This window comes from Cupriavidus sp. DF5525 (assembly GCF_040149425.2).
GTDB classification, from domain to species: Bacteria; Pseudomonadota; Gammaproteobacteria; order Burkholderiales; family Burkholderiaceae; genus Cupriavidus; species Cupriavidus pickettii_A.
On the sequence record NZ_CP168266.1, the window covers coordinates 684,234 to 706,364 of the forward strand.

The 22,131-nt window shown below is 65.6% G+C and carries 20 protein-coding genes and 1 pseudogene; 4 read left to right on the top strand and 17 right to left on the bottom strand.

Annotation, left to right across the window (positions count from 1 at the left end):
* Positions 1–6: 6 nt before the first annotated feature.
* The 13 genes and pseudogenes from ABNX08_RS24350 to ABNX08_RS24410 all read right to left on the bottom strand — a co-directional run bounded on the left by ABNX08_RS24350 (position 7) and on the right by ABNX08_RS24410 (position 13,591).
* On the bottom strand, positions 7–1,938 hold the full coding sequence (locus ABNX08_RS24350; protein ID WP_022538259.1) for an asparagine synthase C-terminal domain-containing protein: 1,932 nt from the start codon (positions 1,936–1,938) through the stop codon (positions 7–9).
* Entirely contained in the window at positions 1,935–2,399 is a 465-nt protein-coding gene (locus tag ABNX08_RS24355) for a lasso peptide biosynthesis B2 protein (RefSeq protein WP_022538260.1), read from the bottom strand. The genes ABNX08_RS24350 and ABNX08_RS24355 overlap by 4 nt, the downstream gene beginning before the upstream one ends.
* Positions 2,389–2,688 carry a hypothetical protein gene (locus tag ABNX08_RS24360; RefSeq protein WP_022538261.1) on the bottom strand — a complete coding sequence of 100 codons (300 nt, stop codon included), beginning with the start codon at positions 2,686–2,688 and terminating at the stop codon, positions 2,389–2,391. Before ABNX08_RS24360 ends, ABNX08_RS24355 begins: the two co-directional genes overlap by 11 nt.
* Before the next feature lie 88 nt (positions 2,689–2,776).
* Positions 2,777–2,899, bottom strand: coding sequence for a hypothetical protein (locus ABNX08_RS24365; RefSeq protein ID WP_349605017.1), 123 nt, complete (start codon positions 2,897–2,899; stop codon positions 2,777–2,779).
* A gap of 1,558 nt (positions 2,900–4,457) precedes the next feature.
* Positions 4,458–4,830 (bottom strand): annotated as a pseudogene (locus ABNX08_RS24370) (transposase); the annotation flags it as partial.
* 538 nt (positions 4,831–5,368) lie between these two features.
* On the bottom strand, positions 5,369–5,653 hold the full coding sequence (locus ABNX08_RS24375; RefSeq protein ID WP_022538264.1) for a hypothetical protein: 285 nt from the start codon (positions 5,651–5,653) through the stop codon (positions 5,369–5,371).
* Positions 5,654–5,758: 105 nt separating this feature from the next.
* Positions 5,759–7,861: an acetate--CoA ligase family protein gene (locus ABNX08_RS24380; RefSeq protein WP_022538265.1), complete on the bottom strand. Its 2,103-nt coding sequence runs from the start codon at positions 7,859–7,861 to the stop codon at positions 5,759–5,761.
* A gap of 31 nt (positions 7,862–7,892) precedes the next feature.
* A complete protein-coding gene (locus ABNX08_RS24385) occupies positions 7,893–8,885 on the bottom strand; it encodes a tripartite tricarboxylate transporter substrate binding protein (protein ID WP_022538266.1) in 993 nt (330 codons plus the stop codon).
* A gap of 70 nt (positions 8,886–8,955) precedes the next feature.
* On the bottom strand, positions 8,956–9,309 hold the full coding sequence (locus ABNX08_RS24390; RefSeq protein WP_022538267.1) for a Zn-ribbon domain-containing OB-fold protein: 354 nt from the start codon (positions 9,307–9,309) through the stop codon (positions 8,956–8,958).
* On the bottom strand, positions 9,306–10,451 hold the full coding sequence (locus ABNX08_RS24395) for a thiolase family protein (RefSeq protein WP_022538268.1): 1,146 nt from the start codon (positions 10,449–10,451) through the stop codon (positions 9,306–9,308). Before ABNX08_RS24395 ends, ABNX08_RS24390 begins: the two co-directional genes overlap by 4 nt.
* Before the next feature lies 1 nt (position 10,452).
* Entirely contained in the window at positions 10,453–11,691 is a 1,239-nt protein-coding gene (locus ABNX08_RS24400) for an ABC transporter substrate-binding protein (RefSeq protein WP_022538269.1), read from the bottom strand.
* Positions 11,692–11,719: 28 nt separating this feature from the next.
* Positions 11,720–12,775, bottom strand: a complete 1,056-nt coding sequence (locus ABNX08_RS24405) for a cyclase family protein (protein WP_022538270.1) — start codon at positions 12,773–12,775, stop codon at positions 11,720–11,722.
* Positions 12,776–12,778: 3 nt separating this feature from the next.
* Positions 12,779–13,591, bottom strand: coding sequence for an IclR family transcriptional regulator (locus ABNX08_RS24410; protein WP_022538271.1), 813 nt, complete (start codon positions 13,589–13,591; stop codon positions 12,779–12,781).
* A gap of 373 nt (positions 13,592–13,964) precedes the next feature.
* On the opposite strand from ABNX08_RS24410, the gene garD reads away from it, so the two are divergent.
* The gene (garD, locus tag ABNX08_RS24415) at positions 13,965–15,524 is read left to right on the top strand and encodes a galactarate dehydratase (protein WP_022538272.1); all 1,560 of its coding nucleotides are present in this window, start codon (positions 13,965–13,967) and stop codon (positions 15,522–15,524) included.
* Here garD and ABNX08_RS24420 read toward each other — a convergent pair.
* Positions 15,502–16,407, bottom strand: coding sequence for a LysR substrate-binding domain-containing protein (locus ABNX08_RS24420; protein ID WP_022538273.1), 906 nt, complete (start codon positions 16,405–16,407; stop codon positions 15,502–15,504). The two genes, garD and ABNX08_RS24420, sit on opposite strands and share 23 nt — an antisense overlap.
* Before the next feature lie 92 nt (positions 16,408–16,499).
* Here ABNX08_RS24420 and ABNX08_RS24425 point away from each other — a divergent pair, with 92 nt between their 5' ends.
* On the top strand, positions 16,500–17,810 hold the full coding sequence (locus ABNX08_RS24425; RefSeq protein WP_022538274.1) for a DUF3422 family protein: 1,311 nt from the start codon (positions 16,500–16,502) through the stop codon (positions 17,808–17,810).
* Between the two features lie 10 nt (positions 17,811–17,820).
* Here ABNX08_RS24425 and ABNX08_RS24430 read toward each other — a convergent pair whose 3' ends face one another.
* Positions 17,821–18,045 (bottom strand): DUF3820 family protein, encoded by a 225-nt coding sequence (locus tag ABNX08_RS24430; protein ID WP_022538275.1) that lies wholly within the window; start codon positions 18,043–18,045, stop codon positions 17,821–17,823.
* A gap of 221 nt (positions 18,046–18,266) precedes the next feature.
* Between ABNX08_RS24430 and ABNX08_RS24435 the strand changes: the two genes are divergently transcribed.
* On the top strand, positions 18,267–18,713 hold the full coding sequence (locus tag ABNX08_RS24435) for a PaaI family thioesterase (protein WP_022538277.1): 447 nt from the start codon (positions 18,267–18,269) through the stop codon (positions 18,711–18,713).
* Between the two features lie 12 nt (positions 18,714–18,725).
* Here ABNX08_RS24435 and ABNX08_RS24440 read toward each other — a convergent pair whose 3' ends face one another.
* Positions 18,726–19,634 carry a DMT family transporter gene (locus tag ABNX08_RS24440; RefSeq protein ID WP_022538278.1) on the bottom strand — a complete coding sequence of 303 codons (909 nt, stop codon included), beginning with the start codon at positions 19,632–19,634 and terminating at the stop codon, positions 18,726–18,728.
* 82 nt (positions 19,635–19,716) lie between these two features.
* Positions 19,717–20,712: a LacI family DNA-binding transcriptional regulator gene (locus tag ABNX08_RS24445; RefSeq protein ID WP_022538279.1), complete on the bottom strand. Its 996-nt coding sequence runs from the start codon at positions 20,710–20,712 to the stop codon at positions 19,717–19,719.
* A 263-nt stretch (positions 20,713–20,975) separates the two neighbouring features.
* Between ABNX08_RS24445 and ABNX08_RS24450 the strand changes: the two genes are divergently transcribed.
* A complete protein-coding gene (locus tag ABNX08_RS24450; RefSeq protein ID WP_041681745.1) occupies positions 20,976–22,121 on the top strand; it encodes a mandelate racemase/muconate lactonizing enzyme family protein in 1,146 nt (381 codons plus the stop codon).
* The last annotated feature ends 10 nt before the right edge of the window (positions 22,122–22,131 follow it).

Below are 22,131 nucleotides of genomic sequence, written 5' to 3' on the forward strand. Positions count from 1 at the left end.
ACTCACTTAGCCCGCAAGGGAGCGGGCTGGACGGAATTTCAAATGCTTGACGACGGAAGGCCGCGCTCCGGAGAATTTGACGAGCCAAGCCTCAAGGTCGGTCACACCGCGAATGTAGTGATACTGAGTGCCAAGCTGGGTGTTGGGGTCTTCCGTCGCGACAATATAAGCCATCAGATGGCGGCGGAAGCGCACCTGATCGATGAGCCCCCAGTCATTCAGAATCATCGACCGATCGGCCAAGCGCAGCAGTGACCTCGCGCTATTGTGGAACATTCGCCGCGCCATCGGCGCATAGCTCGTCTTGCTCGTTTTCTCCGCCGCGAAAGCCGGCAGTGCATCGCGATAGGCGTTTCGCGCCAGCATTTTTGACGTCGCGTAGGGATTCGCGCGATTCAGGCGCCTGTAGTCGTGGTGAAGATGCGGTGGACACGCGAGTGCGAACGAGATCATCCGCGGGTCGAGAAACGGATGGGAGTGGGTGCAGTAGAGATTCAAAGTGTCGAAGTAGGTCGCCCGCGGATAGAGCATCGCCTTGATATAGTCTTGGCCCAAGTATCGCGTTTGCGAATGCCTTACGTGCCCGTTTCCGGAGTGCGCATGACGCTGCACCGCCTCGCGCAGGCGCTCTCCCAGGTAATCCGGAAGTTTCGCGTACCTTTCGGCCGATTCCTTCTCAAGCCACTCGTGCCTCCCAAGGTGGGGCGACAGCGAGGTCAGCACCTTACGAAAGTAAGCTCGCGAGAAGGCTCGAACGCCGAGGTTTTCTGTCACGTACTTGTGGAGCGCTTCGATCCCGTCATGTTCGCGAATCGAATCGAGAATCCAGGGATGCATCGATTCGCCAAGAATGGCATCTCCCCCTTCGCCCGTCATGACGAGCGAGACGTGGTGATCCTGGAACACACGTGCGCAGGCTTCCTTGGCGCGCGGATTGGCGGCTGCGTCGGGCCCATCGACATAGGCGCAGGCATCATCCAGCGTCGGCAGACGCAGGAAATCGTCGGCGTAGATGAACCGGTGAGGAACGCCGCAGTGCCGAACCAGCGCCTCGACGAGCTTGTCGTCCTGGCTCATCGCGAGATCGCCATCCCTGAAGCCCATGGTGGCGCAGAAGGGCGCGGGGCGTCTGCGTGTCGAGAGGCTCGCACCGAGGACAGTATTGGAGTCAACGCCGCCGCTCAACAAGATTCCGCTCGCGCCGGCCTCGATGCGGTCGAGCACACAGGCATCCAGGCGAGCACGAAACGCCTGCTCGAAGTCTTCACGGCGGGAGATCGTGCCGTCGAGCCGGAAAGCGGCTTCCTCGCGCGCCGGCGTCAGCCCGAACGCCCGTCCCGTTCTGTCGATGCTCAGTACGCTGTCTACCGGCATCTTCAGCACCCCTGAGAAGAATGTCGCTCCGCCAGCCAATTCGTTTTCCCCCACCATGACGGATTGCGTCAGGTGCTCCATGCACGAGTCGCGCCTGATTTCTAGCGGCACGAGGCGGCACAGCAAGAGCAGCCTCAGATCGTTGCTTGCCACCCATTGCCCACTCTTGCCGCGCCAGTAGTAAATCGGGTGCGTCGCATAGTGGTCGGTCATCAAGATCACGCGATCCGGCCGGACCGACGCATAGCTGAACTCTCCGAGCACGGCGCATTTCGACGGATCAAGCGGAAGCGCGTCTTTCCGGAATGCCGAATAGAGCGCACCGCTGCCCAGGTCGCGTAACCAACCGCTATAGGCAGTGTCGCCGCCCGACGTCTCGACCCATCGAAGGCACCGACATTCGGCTTCGCACAGGCGGACGTCCATCTCGATCAATGTCGCCCAGCTGCGAGTCATCCTCTTCGCGCTATCGACCTGGACATCGGCCAACGCATCGAGTAGGTCATCGATGTAGGCGTCGACGTCCGCAGTCGCGCCGTTCACTACTACCGTCCAGAGTTTCATATCGATGCAACCCATCCCGTGACGGCCGTTTCAGGATTCATGCGCGCCAGTGCACGATAGTCGTTCAAATCCGTGCCCCCTGGATTGACGATCTCCGGCCTCGATCCCTCGCGACACAATTCGACCCACGCATGTCCGACGATCTTCTCATCCTGCCTTTTAACGCCGATCACCATGTCGCTCGGAATGCCATGCAAAAATGCCAGGGCTTGAACGACGATGCTGGCCGAATAGCACGACGCACCGCCAATTTCGAGCAGGTCGGGTCGGTAGATGAAATCGCAGACTTCCTGAAGATAAGACCGGTCGATATGGCCGACTGCGCCCGCGAACTCGCCCCTGACCGCACCGGGGAAAATCGATTTGAAAATGCCGAGATGGGCGTCGCTGATCGGCTGGCTGAGCAGCATGGCTCGCACGAGGCTATGGGCAAGAAAGACGTACGCGCCGTCATTTTTCATAAAGGGCACCCAGATCGATTAATGCGGCGACGCCGTCCAAGATCAATTTCCTATCGTCGTCCCCCAGTGACCGGCCACCCGCAATCTCATCGATGAGGTCGTCCGGGCGTAATCCTGCGCGAAATCTTCGAGAAATCGTCAAGATCTCGGCCGCTATCCCGGACACACCAAAATACCTTTTCTTTGTCTCGCTATAGAAGATCGTCTCGCCATCAAGCGAAACGAATTCGAGGGACTCGTTCGGATACAACCATATTGAGTCTTGTTTAGTCGAGTGCTTGTACGACATGAATGCCAACCGGGAGAGCGTTTGCGAGGTGCGCGCCCGACGACGCCTAAGCGCGCGCCGCACATCGTTGGTGATTTAAAGCGCTGCTTTACATGCCTTTCACGCCGCGACCAAAGATTCCATCACCGGGAGACGATTTCTTGGATAGAATGACGGCCAGAAACGAGCCATAGGCGACGATTTTGGCGGGTTGAATCGATACAGGATTCATTTTACTCTCCTAATAAAAAAATATTTGCAAAACAACTACTTTTGAGGCTGGCACTTCAGATGTTGAAACTGAAGTGCATTCACAACATCGTGAAATGTCGTGAAATTTCTTCCATTTGTATTGACGGGTGCTGGTCGAGTGAGTTCGATATATATTTATTCATATCTACTTGAATGATTTTAATATCAATCTGGCGTTTCATGTGATGAAGACTCACGGATCAAGCGTTCTATGGTCTCTCGAGTTAAGGGGGTGTGGAACAACACGGCGTCGCAGGATAAGGCGCCCGATCACGCAGACCAGAGGCATGCGATCATCGATGGTCGCTTCGATTTGGAATTCCAAAGGTGGAGTGCAGTACATGTTGACGCGTCCGTGCGCGGTGCCCCTCACCTGTGCCTCCAACCCAACCCAGATATCCTCATGCACCTCGCGTGACGGAATGGAATGGTCCAGCACCTTGCCGGCAGTGTGTGTGCGGCCGCCAGATGGCCGCGTAGCCAACTTCCGCCGCCCAATGGGTGACGGCAGAGTAAGTGGAACGACGGTGGGCGTCCGTCACACCAGAGGCCGAAGCTGTCTGGGGCGACACGAAGCAGACTGCCAAAGATGCAGCCGCCACGATCCTGCTGCGTGACATGCCTGATTTCATACTCTGCTGTCTATTTGGAGGAGGGAAGCGTAAGTCCTGCAAGCCGGGGTCATCGCTCTGTTTGGGTACCCTCGGCCTTGAGTCCTATGATTTGGACGGAATGATCCCCGCGAGCGTTCCATGGATATTCATTCCTGTTATGTCTTAATAGTTCGAATTTCGGTCTGGATTTTTTACGTGATAAAGATTTGCGAATCAAGTCGTCTTGAATAACCCAAGAAAGGTGGTATGCGCAGCAGGAGCTAGCGCAAGGCTGGTACCTCAATACGCTTAGCGCAGATCGGCAGCGGCTTGATAGACCGGGCGGCGCAGGCACCAAACAACTGCTGCCCAGTTGCCGTCGCCGCAGTCTGATTTAGCGCGGGTGACACGCGAAATCCTTACGTCTTCGATTTTTTGAGCCTATGTGGCGACGCGACCGAGCGGGACTTGGGGGCAACGCTGGCCCAACACATAACTCGTTTTCCCAATCGGCATAGCCCAGTAGCAGCAGGTGGTTGCGGTACTCCAGGTCGAGCTGCAGGAGAACATGGCGAGCGTCAAAACGCTGACGCAAGAACTAGGGCTGGACGTCCGGCTAGGGGCGGGCGGTTCAGAATGAGACTGGCCCAGCCTTGCTTGAGGCTGGGAAAAACGGTCACTGCAGTCGAAGCGCTGGTGAGGCCTGCGTAAGTAAACCCACGGTCGGTGGCGAGCGGACAGGGCGCTGGACTTTCTGTATTCTATTAGTTGATTGACAATGGCGTCGCCAGAGTTGTCACCCCGCAAATCGCTCCATCTCCCGCGCCAGCAAATGCCCTGCGCGGTTGACGGTAAAAGCGACGGTAAGGCCTGAAGTCGATCTCAGGCAATCCCTTTAACCACGTGGATTTGGGCGACCTGTTGATGATTGAGTGGGAAATCGGGGCCAAGGTCAACATACTCAACGTCATCGCAAAGCATGTGGTGAGCGGCGGTGAGCATGGAGGCGGCCACTGCGAGAATGGCCTTCTTGGCGCGCGGCGGTCCTTGATGCGCAGGATCTGGGCGCGCAGATTGCTGGTTTGACCCGTACCGCAGCCCAGGCAGCCGTCATCAAAGCGATCTTGAGCCAGGTGCCGCTCTTGCGCACCTGCGTGCTGCGCCGCTTGCCGGCGCTCTCGTCGTTGCGCGGGCACAGGCCATCCCAGGACACCAGGTGGCCGGCATCGGAAAAGCGCGTCATGTCGAGGCCGATCTCCGCCAACAGGGCCTGAGCGGTCAAGTCACTAACACCGAGGATCGTGGTCAGCAGGCGGGCGCCCTATTGGATGGGCACCGATCGGAAAGGTCGGGCTGGAGCGGTACGCCATGGGCAATACTGCGGAAACGAAATGGCTGTCGTTCTCTGTGGCGAAGTCGATTTCCTCTGTCCTGCTTATCCCAGTTTCACCATTCGGGCGTAACACGATGCGCGGGGGGGGCTACAACCTTCTTCTACTGACTCCTAGTTGGCCCCTGACCGCAAGGTCAAGCCATGAAGCCACGCCTTGGATGCTCGCAAACCGTTGTTGCTATTGACCTTCTGCCCGGGTGTCGTGAGAGGAATGACTTGACAAAACAGATAGTCAGTCGCACGCCAGCGCAGAGAGTGGTCCCGGGGCGGCAGGTGCATTCCCGGCGCGAGCCGGGGCCAGCTGTGCGGCGGCTTCGTCGAACTGTTGCCGGCGTGCCGGCATCGACCGGCCTTGGCGAGGGATCAATAGGAAAAGCCCCACTGCGGTGTGACGGCAACGGAGCTTCATGATACGGAGGCCACGCGGGCCAGAGGACTTGCCTGTCCGATAGCCGGCAACCGCTTACCCGCCCGATGCGCCTTCGGCGGGCCGCTGGCCAAGGATCTCGCGGATGCGGGCGAGGTAGGTGTCGCCCACGGTGCGGTGCATGCGCGCCGCCTCGGCGGCGAACTGCTTGCGGCTGGGCGGGCGGATGCCCAGGCTGCGGCAGATCGTGGACAGGTACGGCTTGCGCTGGCCGCCCAGCCGCAGCGCCGCGGTCTGCAGGGCGGCATCGCCGATGCGCCCGCGCAGCCAGGCCAGCACTTGGCGGTCATAGTCGTTTTGCACACGGATGAGGTGTTCCATCGCCGGGCTCCCACTGTTTATCCATACAGGTACTGTAAATATATACAGTATCTTTGGGGAGGCAAGAAAAGTCCGGCTTAGGTAGCGGAAGATGCCCGTAGGTCGCTAGTTGCGTGCTGTGTTCGCCACCTCAATCAGCGCATCCACCACCACGACGCCCTCGGGCCCGGCCATCACCGGGTTCAGGTCGATCGCGCGGATCGCGCCGCCAGCTTCGTGGATCAGGTTGCCAACCTGTACCGCCAGCCGGCACAGCGCCCCGATATCCACCGCGGGCTCGTTGCGCACGCCGCGCAGCAGCGGGGCAATGCGCAGGCCTGACAGTGCGCGTTCCACGTCGGCTGGCCGGCAAGGAGCCAGCAGCACGGCGGTATCGCGCAGCACCTCCACATACTTGCCGCCGTCGCCGATCACCAGCACCGCGCCGAACACCGGGTCCCAGTGTGCGCCAATCATGCATTCGCGCTGGCCGCGCGACATGCGCGCGACCACGATGCCTTCGCAACTGGCGCCCATGGCCTGCAGCGTGCGCGTCTGCGCGGCGAAGGCGCTGGCGACGGCCTCGGGGTCGTTACAGTGCAGGGCGACCAGACCGTGCTCGCTCTTGTGCGGCACTTGCGGCGAACTGGCCTTGACCGCCACCGGCGCGCCAATGCGGCGCCAGGCGGTGACCGCGGCATCGACGTCCTGGCAGAGATAGTGTTCGACTACCGGCATGCCGGCCGCCACCAGGCGCGCCAGGCTGGAGGCTTCGCTGAGCGTAGCGCCCGGCAATGCGCTGGCCTGCAGGGCAGGCGCCGGAGGCACGGGTGGCTCGCCCTCGGCCGCGATCTGCGTTAGCCGCTGCTGGTGCGACAACAGTTGCGCAAACGCGGCCAGCGCTTCGGCTGCGCTGGCGTAAGTCGGCACGCCGGCCTCGCGGAAGGCGTCGGCCACCGGCGGCTGCCAGACCGCCACGGCGATGGGCTTGCCGGCGCTATCTGCAAAGGCCGCGGCATCGCGGGCGAAGCGCGGCACGTCGTAGCCCATGCCCGAAACCGGGATATCCAGCAGGAACAGGTCGGCGCTTGGGTCCTGCGCCACCACCGGCAGCACCTCGCCGAACAGCGCGCTGTTGGTCAGCAGCGCGGCGGTGACGTCGACTGGGTTGGCGGTGGCGGCAAAGCCCGGCAGGCGCTCGGCCAGCGCGGCCTGGGTGGCGTCGGACAGCGGGGCCAGCGACAGGCCGAAGGTCTGCGCCGCATCGGCCGCCATCACGCAGCTCGCGCCGGAATTGCTGACCACCACCAGCCGGCGTCCGCTCGCCTGCCAGTCGCGCAGGTAGAGCGGCGCGCAGCGCGCCAGCGCGTGTGCGTCATCGACGCGCCAGATGCCGTGGCGCGACAGGAAGGCATTGACCGCGCGGTCCTCGTTGGCAATCGCGCCGGTGTGCGAGGCCGCGGCGCGCTGGCCGTCCTGCGAGCGCCCGGCCTTGACCGCCACCACCGGCACATTGCGCGCGCGCGCCACGCGCGCCGCCTCGGCAAGCACCTCGGGATCGGACAGGCTTTCCAGGTACAGCAGGATCAGCCGCACATCCGGATCGTGCGCGACCGCCAGCGCCAGTTCGCTGACGGTGATATCGGCCTGGTTGCCGGTGGCATGCATATGGCGCACGCCAAGGCCCTGCGCGCGCAGCAGCCCGTAGACCATCGCCGCCACGCCGCCGCTCTGGCTGACCACCGCGATCGGCCCGTCCTGCGGCGGCACCTCGATAAACATGGTGGAGAAGCTGGCGATCGCGCCGCTGCCGAAGTTGGCCAGCCCCTGGCTGTTGGGGCCGACCAGCCGCAGGCCGCTGGCGCGCGCGGCGCGCACCATCTCGTCCTGCTGGCGCCGGCCTTCCGCGCCGGCCTCGCCGAAGCCCGAGGCGATCACGATGGCCGCCGCCACGCCCAGCCGCGCGCAGTCGTGCACGGCCTGCACCGCGGCATCGCCGGCGACGATGATGATGGCCAGCTCGGGCACTTGGGGCAGCGCGTCCAGCGTGGGATAGGCGCGCAGGCCCTGGATGGTGTCGCGCTGCGGATTGACCGGGTAGAGCGTGCCGGCGTAGCCGTGCGTCTTCATGTAGTGGGTGGGCCGGCCGCCGATCTTGTGGATGTTGTCGGAGGCGCCGATCACGGCGATGGAGTGGGGAGCGAGCAGGGGCTGGAGCGTGGCAGTCATGACGAGGCAGGTTGCGGTTGAGCGGGAGGGATCAGTCGATGGTTGCGCCGGAGGCCTTGACGACCTTGGCCCACTTGTCGATCTCCTGGCCGAGCAACTGCGCAGTCGCGGGCGGCGCCGTCCATTCGGCGGCAAAACCCTGCGTGGCAAAGCGCGCGCGCACGTCGGCATCGTCCAGTACGGCCTTGAGCGCGGTGCCGAGCGTGTTGAGGACCGCCGGCGGCGTGCCGGCCGGCGCCAGCAGCGCGTTCCAGGCGCTGGCCTCGTAGCCGGGCAGCCCGGCCTGCGCGACCGTGGGCGTGTCCGGCGCGGCAGGCGAGCGCGCGGCGCCGGTGACCGCCAGTGCCTTGAGCTTGCCGTCGCGCACGAAGGGCATGGCCGACAGCATGGTGTCGAACATCACCGTGGCCTGGCCGCCCATCACGTCCGTCAGCGCGGGCGCGCTGCCCTTGTACGGCACGTGCGTCATGCGGGTGCCGGCCATGCTGTTGAACAGCTCGGCCGCGAGATGGGTGGACTGGCCGTTGCCGGAACTGGCGAAGGTCACCTGGCCAGGCTTGGCTTTGGCCAGCGCGATCAGCTCGGCGACGTTGCCGGCCGGCGTGGCGGGCGCGGTCACCAACACCAGCGGGCCGCGCGTCAGCAGGCTGACCGGCGCGAAGTCCTTGCGCGTGTCGTAGCCCGGCTTGCTGAACAGCGTCATGTTGATGGCATGGGCGGTGGTCGCCACCAGCAGCGTGTAGCCGTCGGGCGCGGCCCTGGCGACGGCCTCGGCGCCGATATTGCCGCCGGCGCCGGGGCGGTTCTCCACCACCAGCGGCTGGCCGAGCTTGTCGGACAGCTTCTGCCCGACCACGCGGGCGACGATGTCGGTCGGGCCGCCGGGCGGGTAGGGCACCACCAGGCGGATGGGTTTGCTGGGCCACGCCTGTGCATGTGCCGCGGGGGCAGGAACGGACAGGGCGGACAGGGCCAGCCAGGAAAGCAGGGCGAGCGCGTGCCGCCGGGATGGATTCGGTGCCAAGGGATGTCTCCGGTTGTGGATGCCGGCAGAAGTGGCTGAGGGCGCCCGCCGGCCGGGCACCGCGGCCGCGCTATTCGCGCAGGAAGCGCAGCAGCGTGCCTTCGCCGAAGCGCAGGAAGCCGGCGCGCACGCGGTCGCCGATCGCCACGCCGGGTTCTGCGTGGCCCATTACCCGCGGGCCTTCGTCCAGCGTGGCCAGGACCAGCGTGTAGGGCGCCAGCGCGCGGAAGGCCTCGGTCGGTGCGCGGCTGATCTCGGTCACCGCGTGGACCGTGGCGAAGCCGCTGGCATCGTGCCAGCGCAGTTGCAGGCTGCCGCAGGCACGGCAGGCGTGGCGCTCGGGCGGCTGCCACGCGCCGCAGTCGTCGCAGCGCTGGTAGCGCACCACGCCGGCATTGAGGCCATCGGTGTAGGGATGGGTCATCGCGCGCCCTCCAGGACCAGGCTCACATGGGACGACAGCACGCCGCCGTCGGCATGGAACAGCGCGCGGTGGCGCGGCGCCAGTTGTCGTTCGCCGGCACGGCCGGCCAGCTGCCGCGCGGCTTCCGCGAGATGCATCAGGCCGCCCGCGACGCCGGAATGCCCGAAGGCCAGCAGCCCGCCGTGCGTGTTGAGCGGCAATGCGCCGCCGCGGCTGAAGTCGCCGGCGCGCAGGCGCGCGTGCGCCTCGCCGCGCGCAGCCAGCCCGAGTTCTTCCAGCAGCATGACCAGGGTGATGGTGAAGGAGTCGTAGACCGCCAGGTAGTCGATGCCGCCGGCGTCGCCACCGGCTTCGGCAAAGGCCCGCCGTGCAGCATCGGCAGCGCCGGTCTGCATCACGTCGTCGATCGCGCTCAGATGCTGGTGCCGGTGCGCCTGCCCGGCGCCGGCGATGCGCACCGGCGTGCCCGCGCCGGGCTCGGCCGACACCACCACCGCCACCGCGCCGTCGGAGATCGGGCAGCAGTCAGACAGCCGCAGCGGCGTGGCGATCGGGCGCGACGCGCGCGCGTCGGCGGCGGACAGCGGCTCGCGCAGGTGCGCATCGGGATGCGTGCCGGCATGCTCGCGCATCAGCACGGCAAAGTCCGACAGCGCATCGGCATGCATGCCGGTCTCGTGCAGATAGCGCGAGGCCAGCAGCGCGTAGTAGGCCGGCACCGAGGCGCCGTTGGGCACCTCTGCATGCGGCTCGCCGACCTGCGCCAGCGTCTGGATAGACTGGTCGCGGCTCTGGCCGCTGAGGCGATTCTCGCCGGCAGCCACCAGCACGTGGCGGCAGCGGCCGGCACGCACCAGCTCGTGCGCCAGCATCGCCATCACGCCCCCGGTAGCACCGCCTGCGGCCACGCCGTGTGCGTAGGCCGGCGTGAGCGAGGCGTATTCGCAGAAGCGGTCGGCCAGCATCAGGTGCGGCAGCGTGGTGGCATAGCCGCACAGCACGCCGTCGATATCGCTGCGGGCCAGGCCTGCATCGGCCAGCGCCGCATCGGCAGCCTGCGCCATCAGCGTCAGCGGCGTGCTGCCCTCGAGGCGGCCGAAGCGGGTGTTGCCGGTGCCGCGTACGTAGGTCCGGATTGCCATGTCAGTGCTTGAGCAGCGCGCACTGCGACTTCGATGCCGGCATGAAGGCCTGGTCGCCCGGCACGGTGGCCAGCACCTTGTAGTAGTCCCACGGGTATTTGGATTCCGCCGGCGACTTGACCTCGAACAGGTACATGTCGTGGATCATGCGGCCGTCCTCGCGAATGCGGCCGTTCTTCGCAAAGAAGTCGTTGATCGGCGTCGACTTCATCTTCTTCATCACCGCCGCGGTCTCGTCGGTGCCGGCTGCCTGCACGGACTTCAGGTAGTGCATCACCGACGAGTAAGCGCCAGCCTGGCTCATGTTGGGCATCTTCTTCAGCTTGTCGAAGTAGCGGCGCGACCAGGCGCGGGTGGCGTCGTTCATGTCCCAGTAGAAGGCTTCGGTCAGCACCAGCCCGGCCGCGGTCTTCAGGCCGATTGCGTGGATATCGTTGATGTAGAGCAGCAGGCCGGCCATGCGCTGGGTGTTGTTGCGCGTGAGGCCGAACTCGGAGGCGGCCTTGATCGCGTTGACGGTGTCGCCGCCGGCGTTGGCCAGGCCGACCACCTGCGCCTTGCTCGCCTGCGCCTGCAGCAGGTACGAGGCAAAGTCGCTGGCGCCGATGGGATGGCGCGCGGCACCCAGCACCTTGCCGCCGTTTTCGTTGATCACGGCGGTGGCGGAGTCCTGCAGCGTATGGCCGAAGGCGTAATCCGCCGTCAGGAAGAACCACGACTTGCCGCCACGCTGGACCATGGTGCGCGCGGTGGTGTTGGCGAGCGCATAGGTGTCATAGGCGTAGTGCACCGACACCGGCGTGCACAGGTCGTTGGTGATGCGCTCGGTGCCCGGCCCGGAGAACACCACGATGTGGTTCTTCTGCTTTGCGACTTCGAGCACCGCCAGCGCCGGCGCCGAGGCGGCGACATCGAGGATGGCATCGACATTGGCGGTGTCGAACCATTCGCGCGCCTTGTTGGCGGCGATATCAGCCTTGTTCTGGTGGTCGACCACCACCAGCTCGATCTTCTTGCCCAGCACCTTGCCGCCAAAGTCGTCGATCGCCATCTGCGCGGCGGTGGCGCTGCCGCGGCCGGTGACGTCGGCATACAGGCCGCTCATGTCGAGCAGCATGCCGATCTTGACCACATCGTCCGAGATCGCGGCCTTTGGCTGCTGCGCGTGCGCGCTGCCGCAGGCGAGCGCGGCGGCGATGGCAAGGGCACTGGCCGCCCTGCGGCAAATCGAATAGTCCATGTAGTCTCCCCTGGCTTGTTGTCGTTGGCTATACCGTGGCAATCGGCGTCACTGGCGAACCCACCGCGCCGGGCAGGCGCAGCGGCGGGGCGGTGAGCTGAAAACGCGTGCGCCCGTTGGCACGCAGCCACTCGGCCAGCTCGCGCAGGTACCACAGCTCGCCCAGCGGCAGGCCCAGCTTGAACAGGCAGTGGTGGTGCAGCGGCAGTAGCGGGTGGCTCTTGTCGCCATCGGGCGCGGGGCGGGCCGGGTAGCGCTCGACCGCGTAGTTGTCGGCGATCAGCGCGGCGATGCCGGCATCGGTGATCCAGTTCAGCAGCTTGTCGTCGCGGCCGTCGAGCACACTGCAGCTGTGGTGCAGCAGGGCCTCGTCGGGCTGGCGCTGCATCGACAGCACCACCTCGGCAAAGCCGGTGCGCAGCAGCAGCATGTCGCCTGGCTCGACCGCCACCTTGTCCGCGTCCATCGCGCGCATCAGGTCGTCATAGCCGACGTTGCGGAAGTCCGTGCCGAAGGTGTGCGCCAGATCGACCAGCACGCCGCGGCCCTGCATGCCCTTGACCGCGAAGTTCTCGATGCCCAGCGCCTGGGCGGCGCTGTGGTCGTGGCCGCAGGGATGGGCGGCGAAGTGGTCGTCCTCGGCATAGTCCACCGGGCCGACGATATGCTCGTTGGCGCGGTAGCCGTTGTAGTAGACGCGCTCGGGCCGGCCGTCGCCGTCCGCATCGAACAGCGCGCCCACGTGCGCCAGCGAATCCCATTGCGTGCTGTACTGCAGGCACAGCAGCACCTGGTCGTCGCTGATGACGTCGGTGGCGGCGGGATCGACCTTGGCCAGCGGGAAGTTGACGTAGGGGATGTCGTCGCGGAAGGTCGGGCGCAGCACCGGCGGGTGGCGGCGCGGGTTGAGCTTGTTGCCGCCGGGGTAGTCCAGCGGCAGCGACAGGCAGAAGCTGATGCCGGCCTGCACCTCGCGCGCACCCTTGACCACCTGCTCGGGGCCGATCAGGTTGACGCGGCCAAGCTGGTCGTCAGGGCCGAAGTCACCCCAGTTGGAACCTTGCGGACGTTGCTTCCAGCGCATCGGTCATGCCTCCTCTCGCGTGCGTGGCCGGGTGGCCGGCCGGTCTGTGGTGGAGATGGCGCCCCCGTGGGAGCGCCAGTTGGCGCAGACGGCGTCTGCCTCGCGCCGCAGCGCGCGCGCCATGGCGGCCTCGCGGCCGGTAATGCGTTCATTGAGGGCGGCGATGCTGAGCGCGCCCAGCGGGTAGCCGTCCGGGCCCGGCAGCGCAATGGCGATGCCGCCCATGCGCTCGACCACCACGTCCAGCAGCACCGCGTAGCCGCGCTCGCGCGTGGCCTGCACATGGCCGAGCAGCATCTCGCGGCTGAAGCGGGGGTAGCGGCGCATGGCAGGGGCGATGCCGTCGAGCATGGCATCGACCTCCACATCGGGCAGGGCGGCCAGCAGCGCCAGGCTGCCGGCGCCGATGCCGAGCGGCCGGCGGCTGCCGATCTCCAGGTAATTGGCGCGGATCGGGAAGGTGCCCAGCCGCAGTTCGATGCAGACGGATTCGCAGCCGCTCGGCACGGACAGGATCGCGCTGTCCTCGAAGGCATTGGCCAGCCGGATCAACGCCGGGCGCACCAGCGGGCGCAGGTCGGTGCGCTGCAGCGTGGCGGCATGCAGGGCCAGCCATTCGGGGCCCGGCGTGAAGGCCTTGGTGGCGGGGTCGCGCTGCACCAGGCCTTCCGCCGTCAGCGTCTCCAGCAGGCGCAGCGCCGAAGCCTTGTCGACGCCGGCGGCCAGCGCCAGGTCGGTCAGGCGGCTGTTGCGCACGTCGGTCAGCGCGCGCAACAGGCGGCAGGCCTTCTGCAGCGAGGTGCTCGGGGTGGTCACGCGGGTTGTCTCCTGTCCGGTTTTCGTTGCGTGAAACCGGTATGTGCCGTTATAGCCAATGAAATAATGGTTTGCATTCTGCAATGCTATAAAGTTTTGCGGGATGAAACCCCAGGTCGGGCATCCACGGAGCCGGGAGTAGGTGTCTTGTGTGTTGTCGTACAACATATTTCGCCAGGAAGCCGGGCCGGCGCCCACGCCTCGCGCAAGCGCCGGGTAAGCCATTGAACGGCCAGGATTGAGCCTCTTATTTGCCCCGTGTAAGGGAAATCCCCCAGCCAGCCAGCGCCTACACTCGTTAGAATGTCATCAGACAACGTAACACTGCCGATTGCATGGCAGCGCCAGTCCAGCCCGCCCGGAGCAAGGAACAATGAGTGAAGCGAACCCCGCGCAGGCAGCGCGCCCCCTCTACATCACGATGCACCCCGACGACAACGTCGCCATCGTGGCCAACGACGGCGGCCTGCCGACCGGCACCACCTTCCCGTGCGGCCTGACGCTGGTCGAAGCTGTCCCACAGGGCCACAAGGTCGCGCTGGCCGACCTGCGCGAAGGCGATGCGGTGATCCGCTACAACGTGGTGATCGGCTATGCGCTCAAGGACCTGCCGCGCGGCAGCTGGATCAACGAGCGCGTGATCCGCATGCCGGCTGCGCCGGAACTGCACGACCTGCCGGTCGGCACGCGCGTGACGCCGCTGCCGCCGCTGGAAGGCTATACCTTCGAGGGCTACCGCAATGCCGACGGCTCGGTTGGCACGCGCAATATCCTCGGCATCACCACCACCGTGCAGTGCGTCGAGGGCGTGGTTGAGTTCGCGGTGCGCCGCATCAAGGAAGAGCTGCTGCCCAAGTACCCTAACGTCGACGACGTGGTGGGCCTGGAGCACACCTACGGCTGCGGCGTGGCGATCGACGCGCCCGATGCCAACATCCCCATCCGCACCATCCGCAATATCGCGCTGAACCCCAATTTCGGCGGCGAGGTGATGATCGTCAGCCTGGGCTGCGAGAAGCTGCAGCCCACGCGCCTGATCGGCGCCGGCACCATCCCGATCCAGAAGGAAGGCGAGCCCGACGTGGTCTGCCTGCAGGACGAGCAGCACGTGGGCTTCGCCTCGATGATCGATTCGATCATGGTCACCGCGGAAAAGCACCTGGAGCGCCTCAACGCGCGCCGGCGCGAGACCTGCCCGGCCTCCGACCTGGTGGTCGGCGTGCAGTGCGGCGGCAGCGATGCCTTCTCCGGCGTCACGGCCAACCCGGCGGTGGGCTTTGCCACCGACCTGCTGGTGCGCGCCGGCGGCACGGTGATGTTCTCGGAAGTGACCGAGGTGCGCGACGGCATCGACCAGCTCACCGCGCGCGCGGCCACGCCGGAAGTGGCCGAGGCGCTGGTGAAGCAGATGGCCTGGTACGACCAGTACCTGGAGAAGGGCAAGGTCGACCGCAGCGCCAACACCACGCCGGGCAACAAGAAGGGCGGCCTGTCCAATATCGTGGAAAAGGCCATGGGCTCGATCGTCAAGTCCGGCACCGGCCCGATCCACGGCGTCAGCGGCCCGGGTGAGAAAGTCACGCAGAAGGGGCTGATCTATGCGGCCACGCCCGCGGGCGACTTTGTCTGCGGCACGCTGCAGCTCGCCGCCGGCATGAACCTGCACGTGTTCACCACCGGACGCGGCACGCCCTACGGGCTGGCCGAGGTGCCGGTGATCAAGGTGTCGACCCGCAACGACCTGGCGCGGCGCTGGCACGACCTGATGGATGTCAACGCGGGCCGCATCGCGACCGGCGAAGCCACCATTGAAGAGGTGGGCTGGGAGCTGTTCCACACGCTGCTGGCGGTGGCCAGCGGCAAGAAGTCATGGGCCGAGCACTGGAAGATCAAGAATGCGCTGGTGCTGTTCAACCCGGCGCCGGTGACCTGAGTCCCAGTTGCGCGCTCAGGCGTGGTGGGGGCTCGCGCTGCAGTTCAGACAGGATCTGCTCGGCCAGGAAGTCGCAGGGCGGCCGCTTCGACTTTGCGCTGCGCGCGAGCACCAGCTCCAGCGAGGCCAGCTCGGGCAGCCCCTGGGCCTGGCCAAGGATGGTGAAGTGCGCCGGGACCGCGCAGCGCGCCAGCGGCGCCACCGCCAGTCCCGCTTCGACCATGCTGAGCAGGCCGAGCAGGCTGGGGCTCTCATAAGACATGCGATAGGCGATCCTGGCTTGCTCCAGGCTGCGAATCGCAATGTCGCGGGCGACGCTGCCCGACTGGAACACGGCGATGGGTAGCGGCCGCTCGTTCCAGATCTCATGCGCGGCCGGCGAGGCGGCCCACACCATCGGCTCCAGCCGGATGAACTCGCCGGACAAGCCTTTGACCCGCGTTGCGCAGACCAGGTCGACCGCGCCGTCCTTGACCATGGGCGCCAGCGCCACGCTCGGCTGCCCGATGACCTGGATCTCGACCTTGGGGTAGGTCGCGGAGAACTTCTTCAGGATCGCGGGCAGCAGTGACGAGGCATAGTCGTCCGGCATGCCGAGTACCACGCGCCCGGTCACGTCGGGTCGGACCACCGCGGCCCAGGCCTCATCGCGCAAGGCCAGCATGCGGCGCGCAAAGCCCAGCAGCACTTCGCCTTCCGGCGTCAGCAGCACGTTCCTCGGCTTGCGCACGAACAGTGGCTTGCCCAGCGCCTGCTCGAGTGCCTTGATCTGCATGCTGACCGCCGACTGCGACCGATGGACGAGTTCCGCCGCACGAGAAATGCTGCCAGTGTCGGCAACCGCCACCATCATCGTCAGCACATCGAAGTCAAGCGCTTTCATTGGTATCAGAAATACTGAAGCAACAGATCAATATTACGCGTTTTTCTTAACCGTCGGCGATCGGCATACTGCTCGGAATCGTTTGAAAACCTATGGCACAGCCGATCATGGACCACCCGTTGCGCGACAGCCTTGCGCGTGAATTGCATGCCCGACCCTTCCTGCGCATCGGCGGCTCCGCCTCGCTCGCGCACTTTGCCATCTATGCCGACGGCGATACCGCGGTCCACCACGCCTTGCTGACCTCCTTGTGCCGGCTGACCGGGCTGGAAGAACCGGCCGATGGCGTGACGCACTATTCAGGGCGATGGGGCGATGACAAGCAACTGAAGTGGGAGCGGCACACCGAATTCTCCACCTTTACCTTCGTGGCCCGGCGTGGCGACACCGACTACTTCTCCGACCTCGCCACCTCCCATATCCCGGCTGACTGGTTCGACAACTTCGCCGGCAAGCGCCTGGTGGCGCTGCGCATGGAACTCGTTTCAGGCGAGGCCGCTGCCTATGCCCGCGACAACGTGCGGCAATGGATCGACGGTCCCATCCTGGCGGGCAGCCATGTGCTGGGCGGCGGGCAGGTGTTCTGCGACTGGACCATTCCGCCGGATGGCTTTTCGCGCTTCCTGGTGATCGACAACGGCTTCCGCGAAGTGCAGGGCGGACGGCTGCTGCAGCGGCTGTACGAGATCGAGACCTACCGGATGATGGCACTGCTGGCCTTGCCGGTGGCGCGTGAGCTGGGCCGCAGCGTGGACAACCTGCAGCGCTCGCTGGCGCCGCTGATGCGCAGCATGGACACGAGCCAGGGCGGGCGCCACGATGCCGAGCTGCTGGAGCGGCTGACGCACCTGGCGGTGCGCATCGAGGCGCTGGCTGAATCGGGCAACCGCTTCAGCGCGTCGCGCGCTTACGAGAAGCTGGTGCTGGCGCGCATCCAGGAACTGCGCGAGGAGCGGATCGAAGGCATCCCGACCATCGCCGAATTCATGGAGCGCCGCTTCGCCCCGGCGATGGAGACGTGCCGCTCGGTCTGGGCGCGGCACGAGCAGTTTGCCGGCCGCGTGGCGCGCGCACTCGACCTGCTGCGTACGCGCGTCAACCTGGCGCAGGAGCAGGACACCACGCGCCTGCTCGAGGGCATGGATCAGACCGCGCGCAGCCAGTTGCGCTTGCAGCACGCGGTCGAAGGGCTGTCGGTCGCGGCCATTTCCTACTATGTGCTGTCGCTGGCGGGGACCGGGCTCAAGGCGATGCATGCGGTGCATATCCCGATGGACCCGGAACTGATCAAGGGCTTGCTGATCGTGCCGGTGGTGTTGCTGGTGCTGCGCGCTACAAGGCGCAGCAAGCATGCGGGGCATAAGGCGCCCGCGGCGCAGTCCGCAGCGAATCAAGTCGTGTAGTGGTTCGGCGCTAGGTTCGGCCGCGCAACGGCTTGAGCAGGTGGGACAGCCCGTTATGGTCGAGCTCGTGCATCAGCGCCAGCAGGCCGCCGATTTCCCCAGGCGGAAAGCCTTCGCGGGCGAACCAGTTCAGGTAGTTTCCAGGCAGGTCGGCGATCACCGTGCCCTTGTGTTTCCCGTAAGGCATGGTGACGGTGACCAGCCGCTTCAGTGCGTCGGCGTCGAAGGCGGTCATGGAAAGCGGAAGGTGAGAAGGCGCCACGCTACCACAGTCGGGAATCAGGAACCCATGCTCCCGTAGTCGGAGGCCGGGTATTCAGGCAAGCGAAAGGGGTCATTCGCAAAATAGAGATTTACGAAGCCCCCAAATCGCGCGGAAATTACGCTCTGGTCATCGCTTGAGAGTTTCCGGTCTCGCCAAGCAAAATGATGAGGGCACCGGTATCAAAGCGACTCATGAGCAAAATAAAAGCGGCGGCAGCGCGCCCCACGGATGTGATCGATCCAGTCGGGGAGGGCGAATTCTGCCTGGATAATCCCGCGCTGGAGAGCATCGGTGTCCGGATCACCCAGTGGCGCCGCGATTACGTAGAGCTTGAACTCCCTGTCGGGCCTGAAATGCTCAACCGCAGCCGGGTGATCCATGGCGGCACCCTCTGCACGCTGCTCGATGCTGCCACCGGCTACTCAGGCCTTTATTCGGCGCCGGGCGACACGCCTCTCCATGCCGTCACGCTGTCGCTGACATCGAACTTCCTGAGCAACGGCACGGGTCGCCTGCTGACGGCGAAAGGCTTCGTCGACCGGCGCGGCCGTTCCATTTTCTTTTCGCGCGCGGAGGTCTGGCTGGACCATGACTTGCTCGTCGCCACCGGTGTCGCCACGATGAAGTACCTGAAATAGCGGCCTAAGCAGTCAGCGCCGCTGCGCCAGCCAGATCCCCGCCGCGATCGCGGCCAGCCCGACCGCGTGGTACCAGCGCGGCCAGTCGCCCAGCAGCAGCGTAGACAGCAGCGCCGCGAACACCGGCGTCAGCGTGATGAAGAACACCGGTAGCTGCGCGCCTGCCCGGGCGATGGCGCGGTCCCAGGCAAAGTAGGCGAGCAGGGAGGGGATCGTCGCCACATAGAGCAGGATGGCTGCGACCTTGCCGCTCCATTGCAGCGGCTGGTCCAGCGTCATCAGTTCCCACGCCGTCACTGGCGCGCTCGCCACCAGGCCGGCGACGATCTGCGCGAACAGCAGCACGGGCAGCGGCAAGTCGGGACGCTGCTTGCGCAGCAGCCAAGTATAGGCGCTCCAGGCGATGGTCGCCGCCAGCATGAACAGGTCGCCAGCGACGAAATCGAGCTGGGCCAGCCGGCCGAGGTCGCCGCGCACCAGTACAAAACACACCCCTACCAAGCACAACAGCGCGCCGGCGACATGCCATGGCTTTACCCGTTCACGGAAGAAAGTCGCGCCGATCACCAGCAGGAACAGCGGCGTGGAGGCGCCGATCAGCGTCACATTGATCGGCGTCGAAGTGGTCAGCGCCAGGTACTGCAAGGCGTTATAGCTGGCGATCGACAGCATGCCCATGGCGAAGATCACGCCGGCATGCCGGCGCAACGTCGCGCGATGCTCGATCACGCCGCGCCAGGCATAGGGGGCCAGCACCAGCCCCGCCAGCAGCCAGCGCACGAAGTTCAGGGTAATGGGCGGCACCGTGCCGGCGGCGAGGCGGCCGACGATGGCATTCCCGGCCCAGCTCAGCGGCGGGAAGGTCAGCAGGAACAGGGTGGTCCAGTCGATGTGCCTGGCGCCGTGGATTCTGGCGTGCATGGGAGGTGTTGGTCTTGTTGGTGCCGCATTATCCGCCAGGACCGGCATATCGCGCGCCAGGGTCTTCAGTAAAGCAAAGGCCCTACGTCGACCCCCGTTCAACGATCCGGAATCCGACATCGACGACCGGCTCGGCAACCGTTTCCCCCCGACACCGGTCCAGCAACATGCGCGCCGCCAGCTTGCCGATGTGCGCCCCATCGACCTGCACGGTAGTCAGCGACGGTTCCATGTGCGCCGCGAAGTCGGCATCGCCAAATCCGCACACGGCCAGGTCCTGCGGAATACGCAGGCCGCGTGCCAGGGCTTCCACGATGACGCCTTGCGCGAGCTGGTCGGAACTGCAATAGATCGCTTCGATGCCGGGATCCCTGGCCAGCAGTTCGGACAATGCCTGCCGGCCCAGCGCCAGGCTGCTCGGCGCCGGCACCACGGCGGTCGGCACCTCATGCCCGACCGTCGACAGGAAGCCTTCGCGGCGCACGGCCGCGCGCTGGTCGTCGCCGGTCGCGATACCCAGCCTGCGCCATCCCTTGCCGAGGAAGAAGCCGGCAATCGCGCTGCCGACCTTGACGTGGGAGAACCCCACTGCCATATCGACGGGCCGGTCGGTCAGGTCCCAGGTTTCGACGACGGGGATCCCGGCGCGCCGTAGGCGATCGCGGGACACCTGCGAGTGGATCAGGCCGGTGACGATGATGCCGTCGGGGCGGCGGCTGATCATGGTGCCGAGCAGCGCCTCTTCACGGGCATGGTCATAGCCGGTCTGGCCCAGGATCAGCTGGTAGCCCGCCGCGTCCAGCGCGTCGGTCAGCGCCTTGATGGTCGGCAGGAACTGCGCCACCGCGATGTTCGGCACCAGCGCGGCCACCGTCAGGCTGCGGCGCGACTTGAGGCCGCCGGCCAGCAGGTTGGGGATGTAGCCGGTGACCTCGACCGCCCGCTGCACGCGCGCAATAGTCTTCTCGGATACGACGCCAGGATTGCTCAGGGCCCGCGACGCGGTGATCAGGGAGACCCCGGCCTCACGTGCCACGTCATGCAGCGTCACGGACTTGGGGGCGTTGGAGTCGCTCATGCCAGTTCAGACTTAGGGAAAATCGCTATGCCGGTCCCGCAGTTTGCGGTTGACCGTGGTAAATGACAACGTTAGCATCCTTCTATCCCGCGCAGCAACGGTTCCATGCGGGCAGAAAGATCATGGGTTTAGCCTGTCCTGTTCCTCCAGGGGGGCAGTGCATCGCATTATACCCAATCGTCTCGCTCAAAAATGATAACGTTGTCATAATCGGGAAGAGGCCCACGGGCCGGCATCGAACCCATCACGTACTTCACGCACACATGACCCTTTCCAACCGACCCGCCGACACCATCACCCGGATCCGGCTTTCTTCCTGCTACCTGCCGCTGGCGACCCCCATCAGCGACGCCAAGGTACTGACGGGCCGGCAGAAGCCGATGACCGAGGTGGCCATCCTGTTCGCGGAAATCCAGACCGCCAACGGCCACGAGGGCCTGGGCTTCAGCTATTCCAAGCGCGCAGGCGGGCCCGGCCAGTTTGCGCACGCCAGCGAAATCGCCCCGGCGCTGATCGGCGAAGACCCGAGCGATATCGCCCGGCTGTGGGACAAGCTGTGCTGGGCGGGCGCGTCAGTCGGCCGCAGCGGCTTGTCGACGCAGGCCATCGGCGCCTTCGACGTGGCGCTGTGGGACCTGAAGGCCAAGCGGGCAGGGCTGTCGCTGGCCAAGCTGCTTGGCGCGCATCGCGATTCCGTACGCTGCTACAACACCTCGGGCGGCTTCCTGCACACGCCGCTGGACCAACTGCTTGTCAATGCCGCGGCGTCGGTCGCACGCGGCATCGGCGGCATCAAGCTGAAGGTGGGCCAGCCGGACGGCGCGCTCGATATCAAGCGCGTGGCCGCCGTGCGGGAACACCTGGGCGACGCCGTGCCGGTCATGGTCGATGCCAACCAGCAATGGGACCGCCCGACGGCGCAGCGGATGTGCCGCACCTTCGAGTCGTTCAACCTGGTATGGATCGAAGAGCCGCTCGATGCCTACGACCACGAAGGCCATGCCGCGCTCGCGGCCAAGTTCGACACCCCGATCGCGACCGGTGAAATGCTGACCAGCGCTGCCGAGCACTGGGACCTGATCCGCCACCGCGCCGCCGATTACCTGATGCCGGATGCGCCGAGGGTAGGGGGCATCACGCCGTTCCTCAAGGTGGCGGCGCTGGCGGAGCATGCGGGACTGATGATCGCGCCGCATTTTGCGATGGAACTGCATGTGCACCTTGCCGCCGCATACCCGCGCGAGCCCTGGGTCGAGCATTTCGACTGGCTGGAGCCGCTGTTCAACGAGCGGCTCGATATCCGCGATGGCCGCATCACGGTGCCGACAGCGCCCGGGCTCGGAGTCACGATCAGCGAGCAGGCCCGGGCCTGGACGCGCGAGCACGCCGAATTTGGCAACCAGTCGTAAGCAAGCCCGG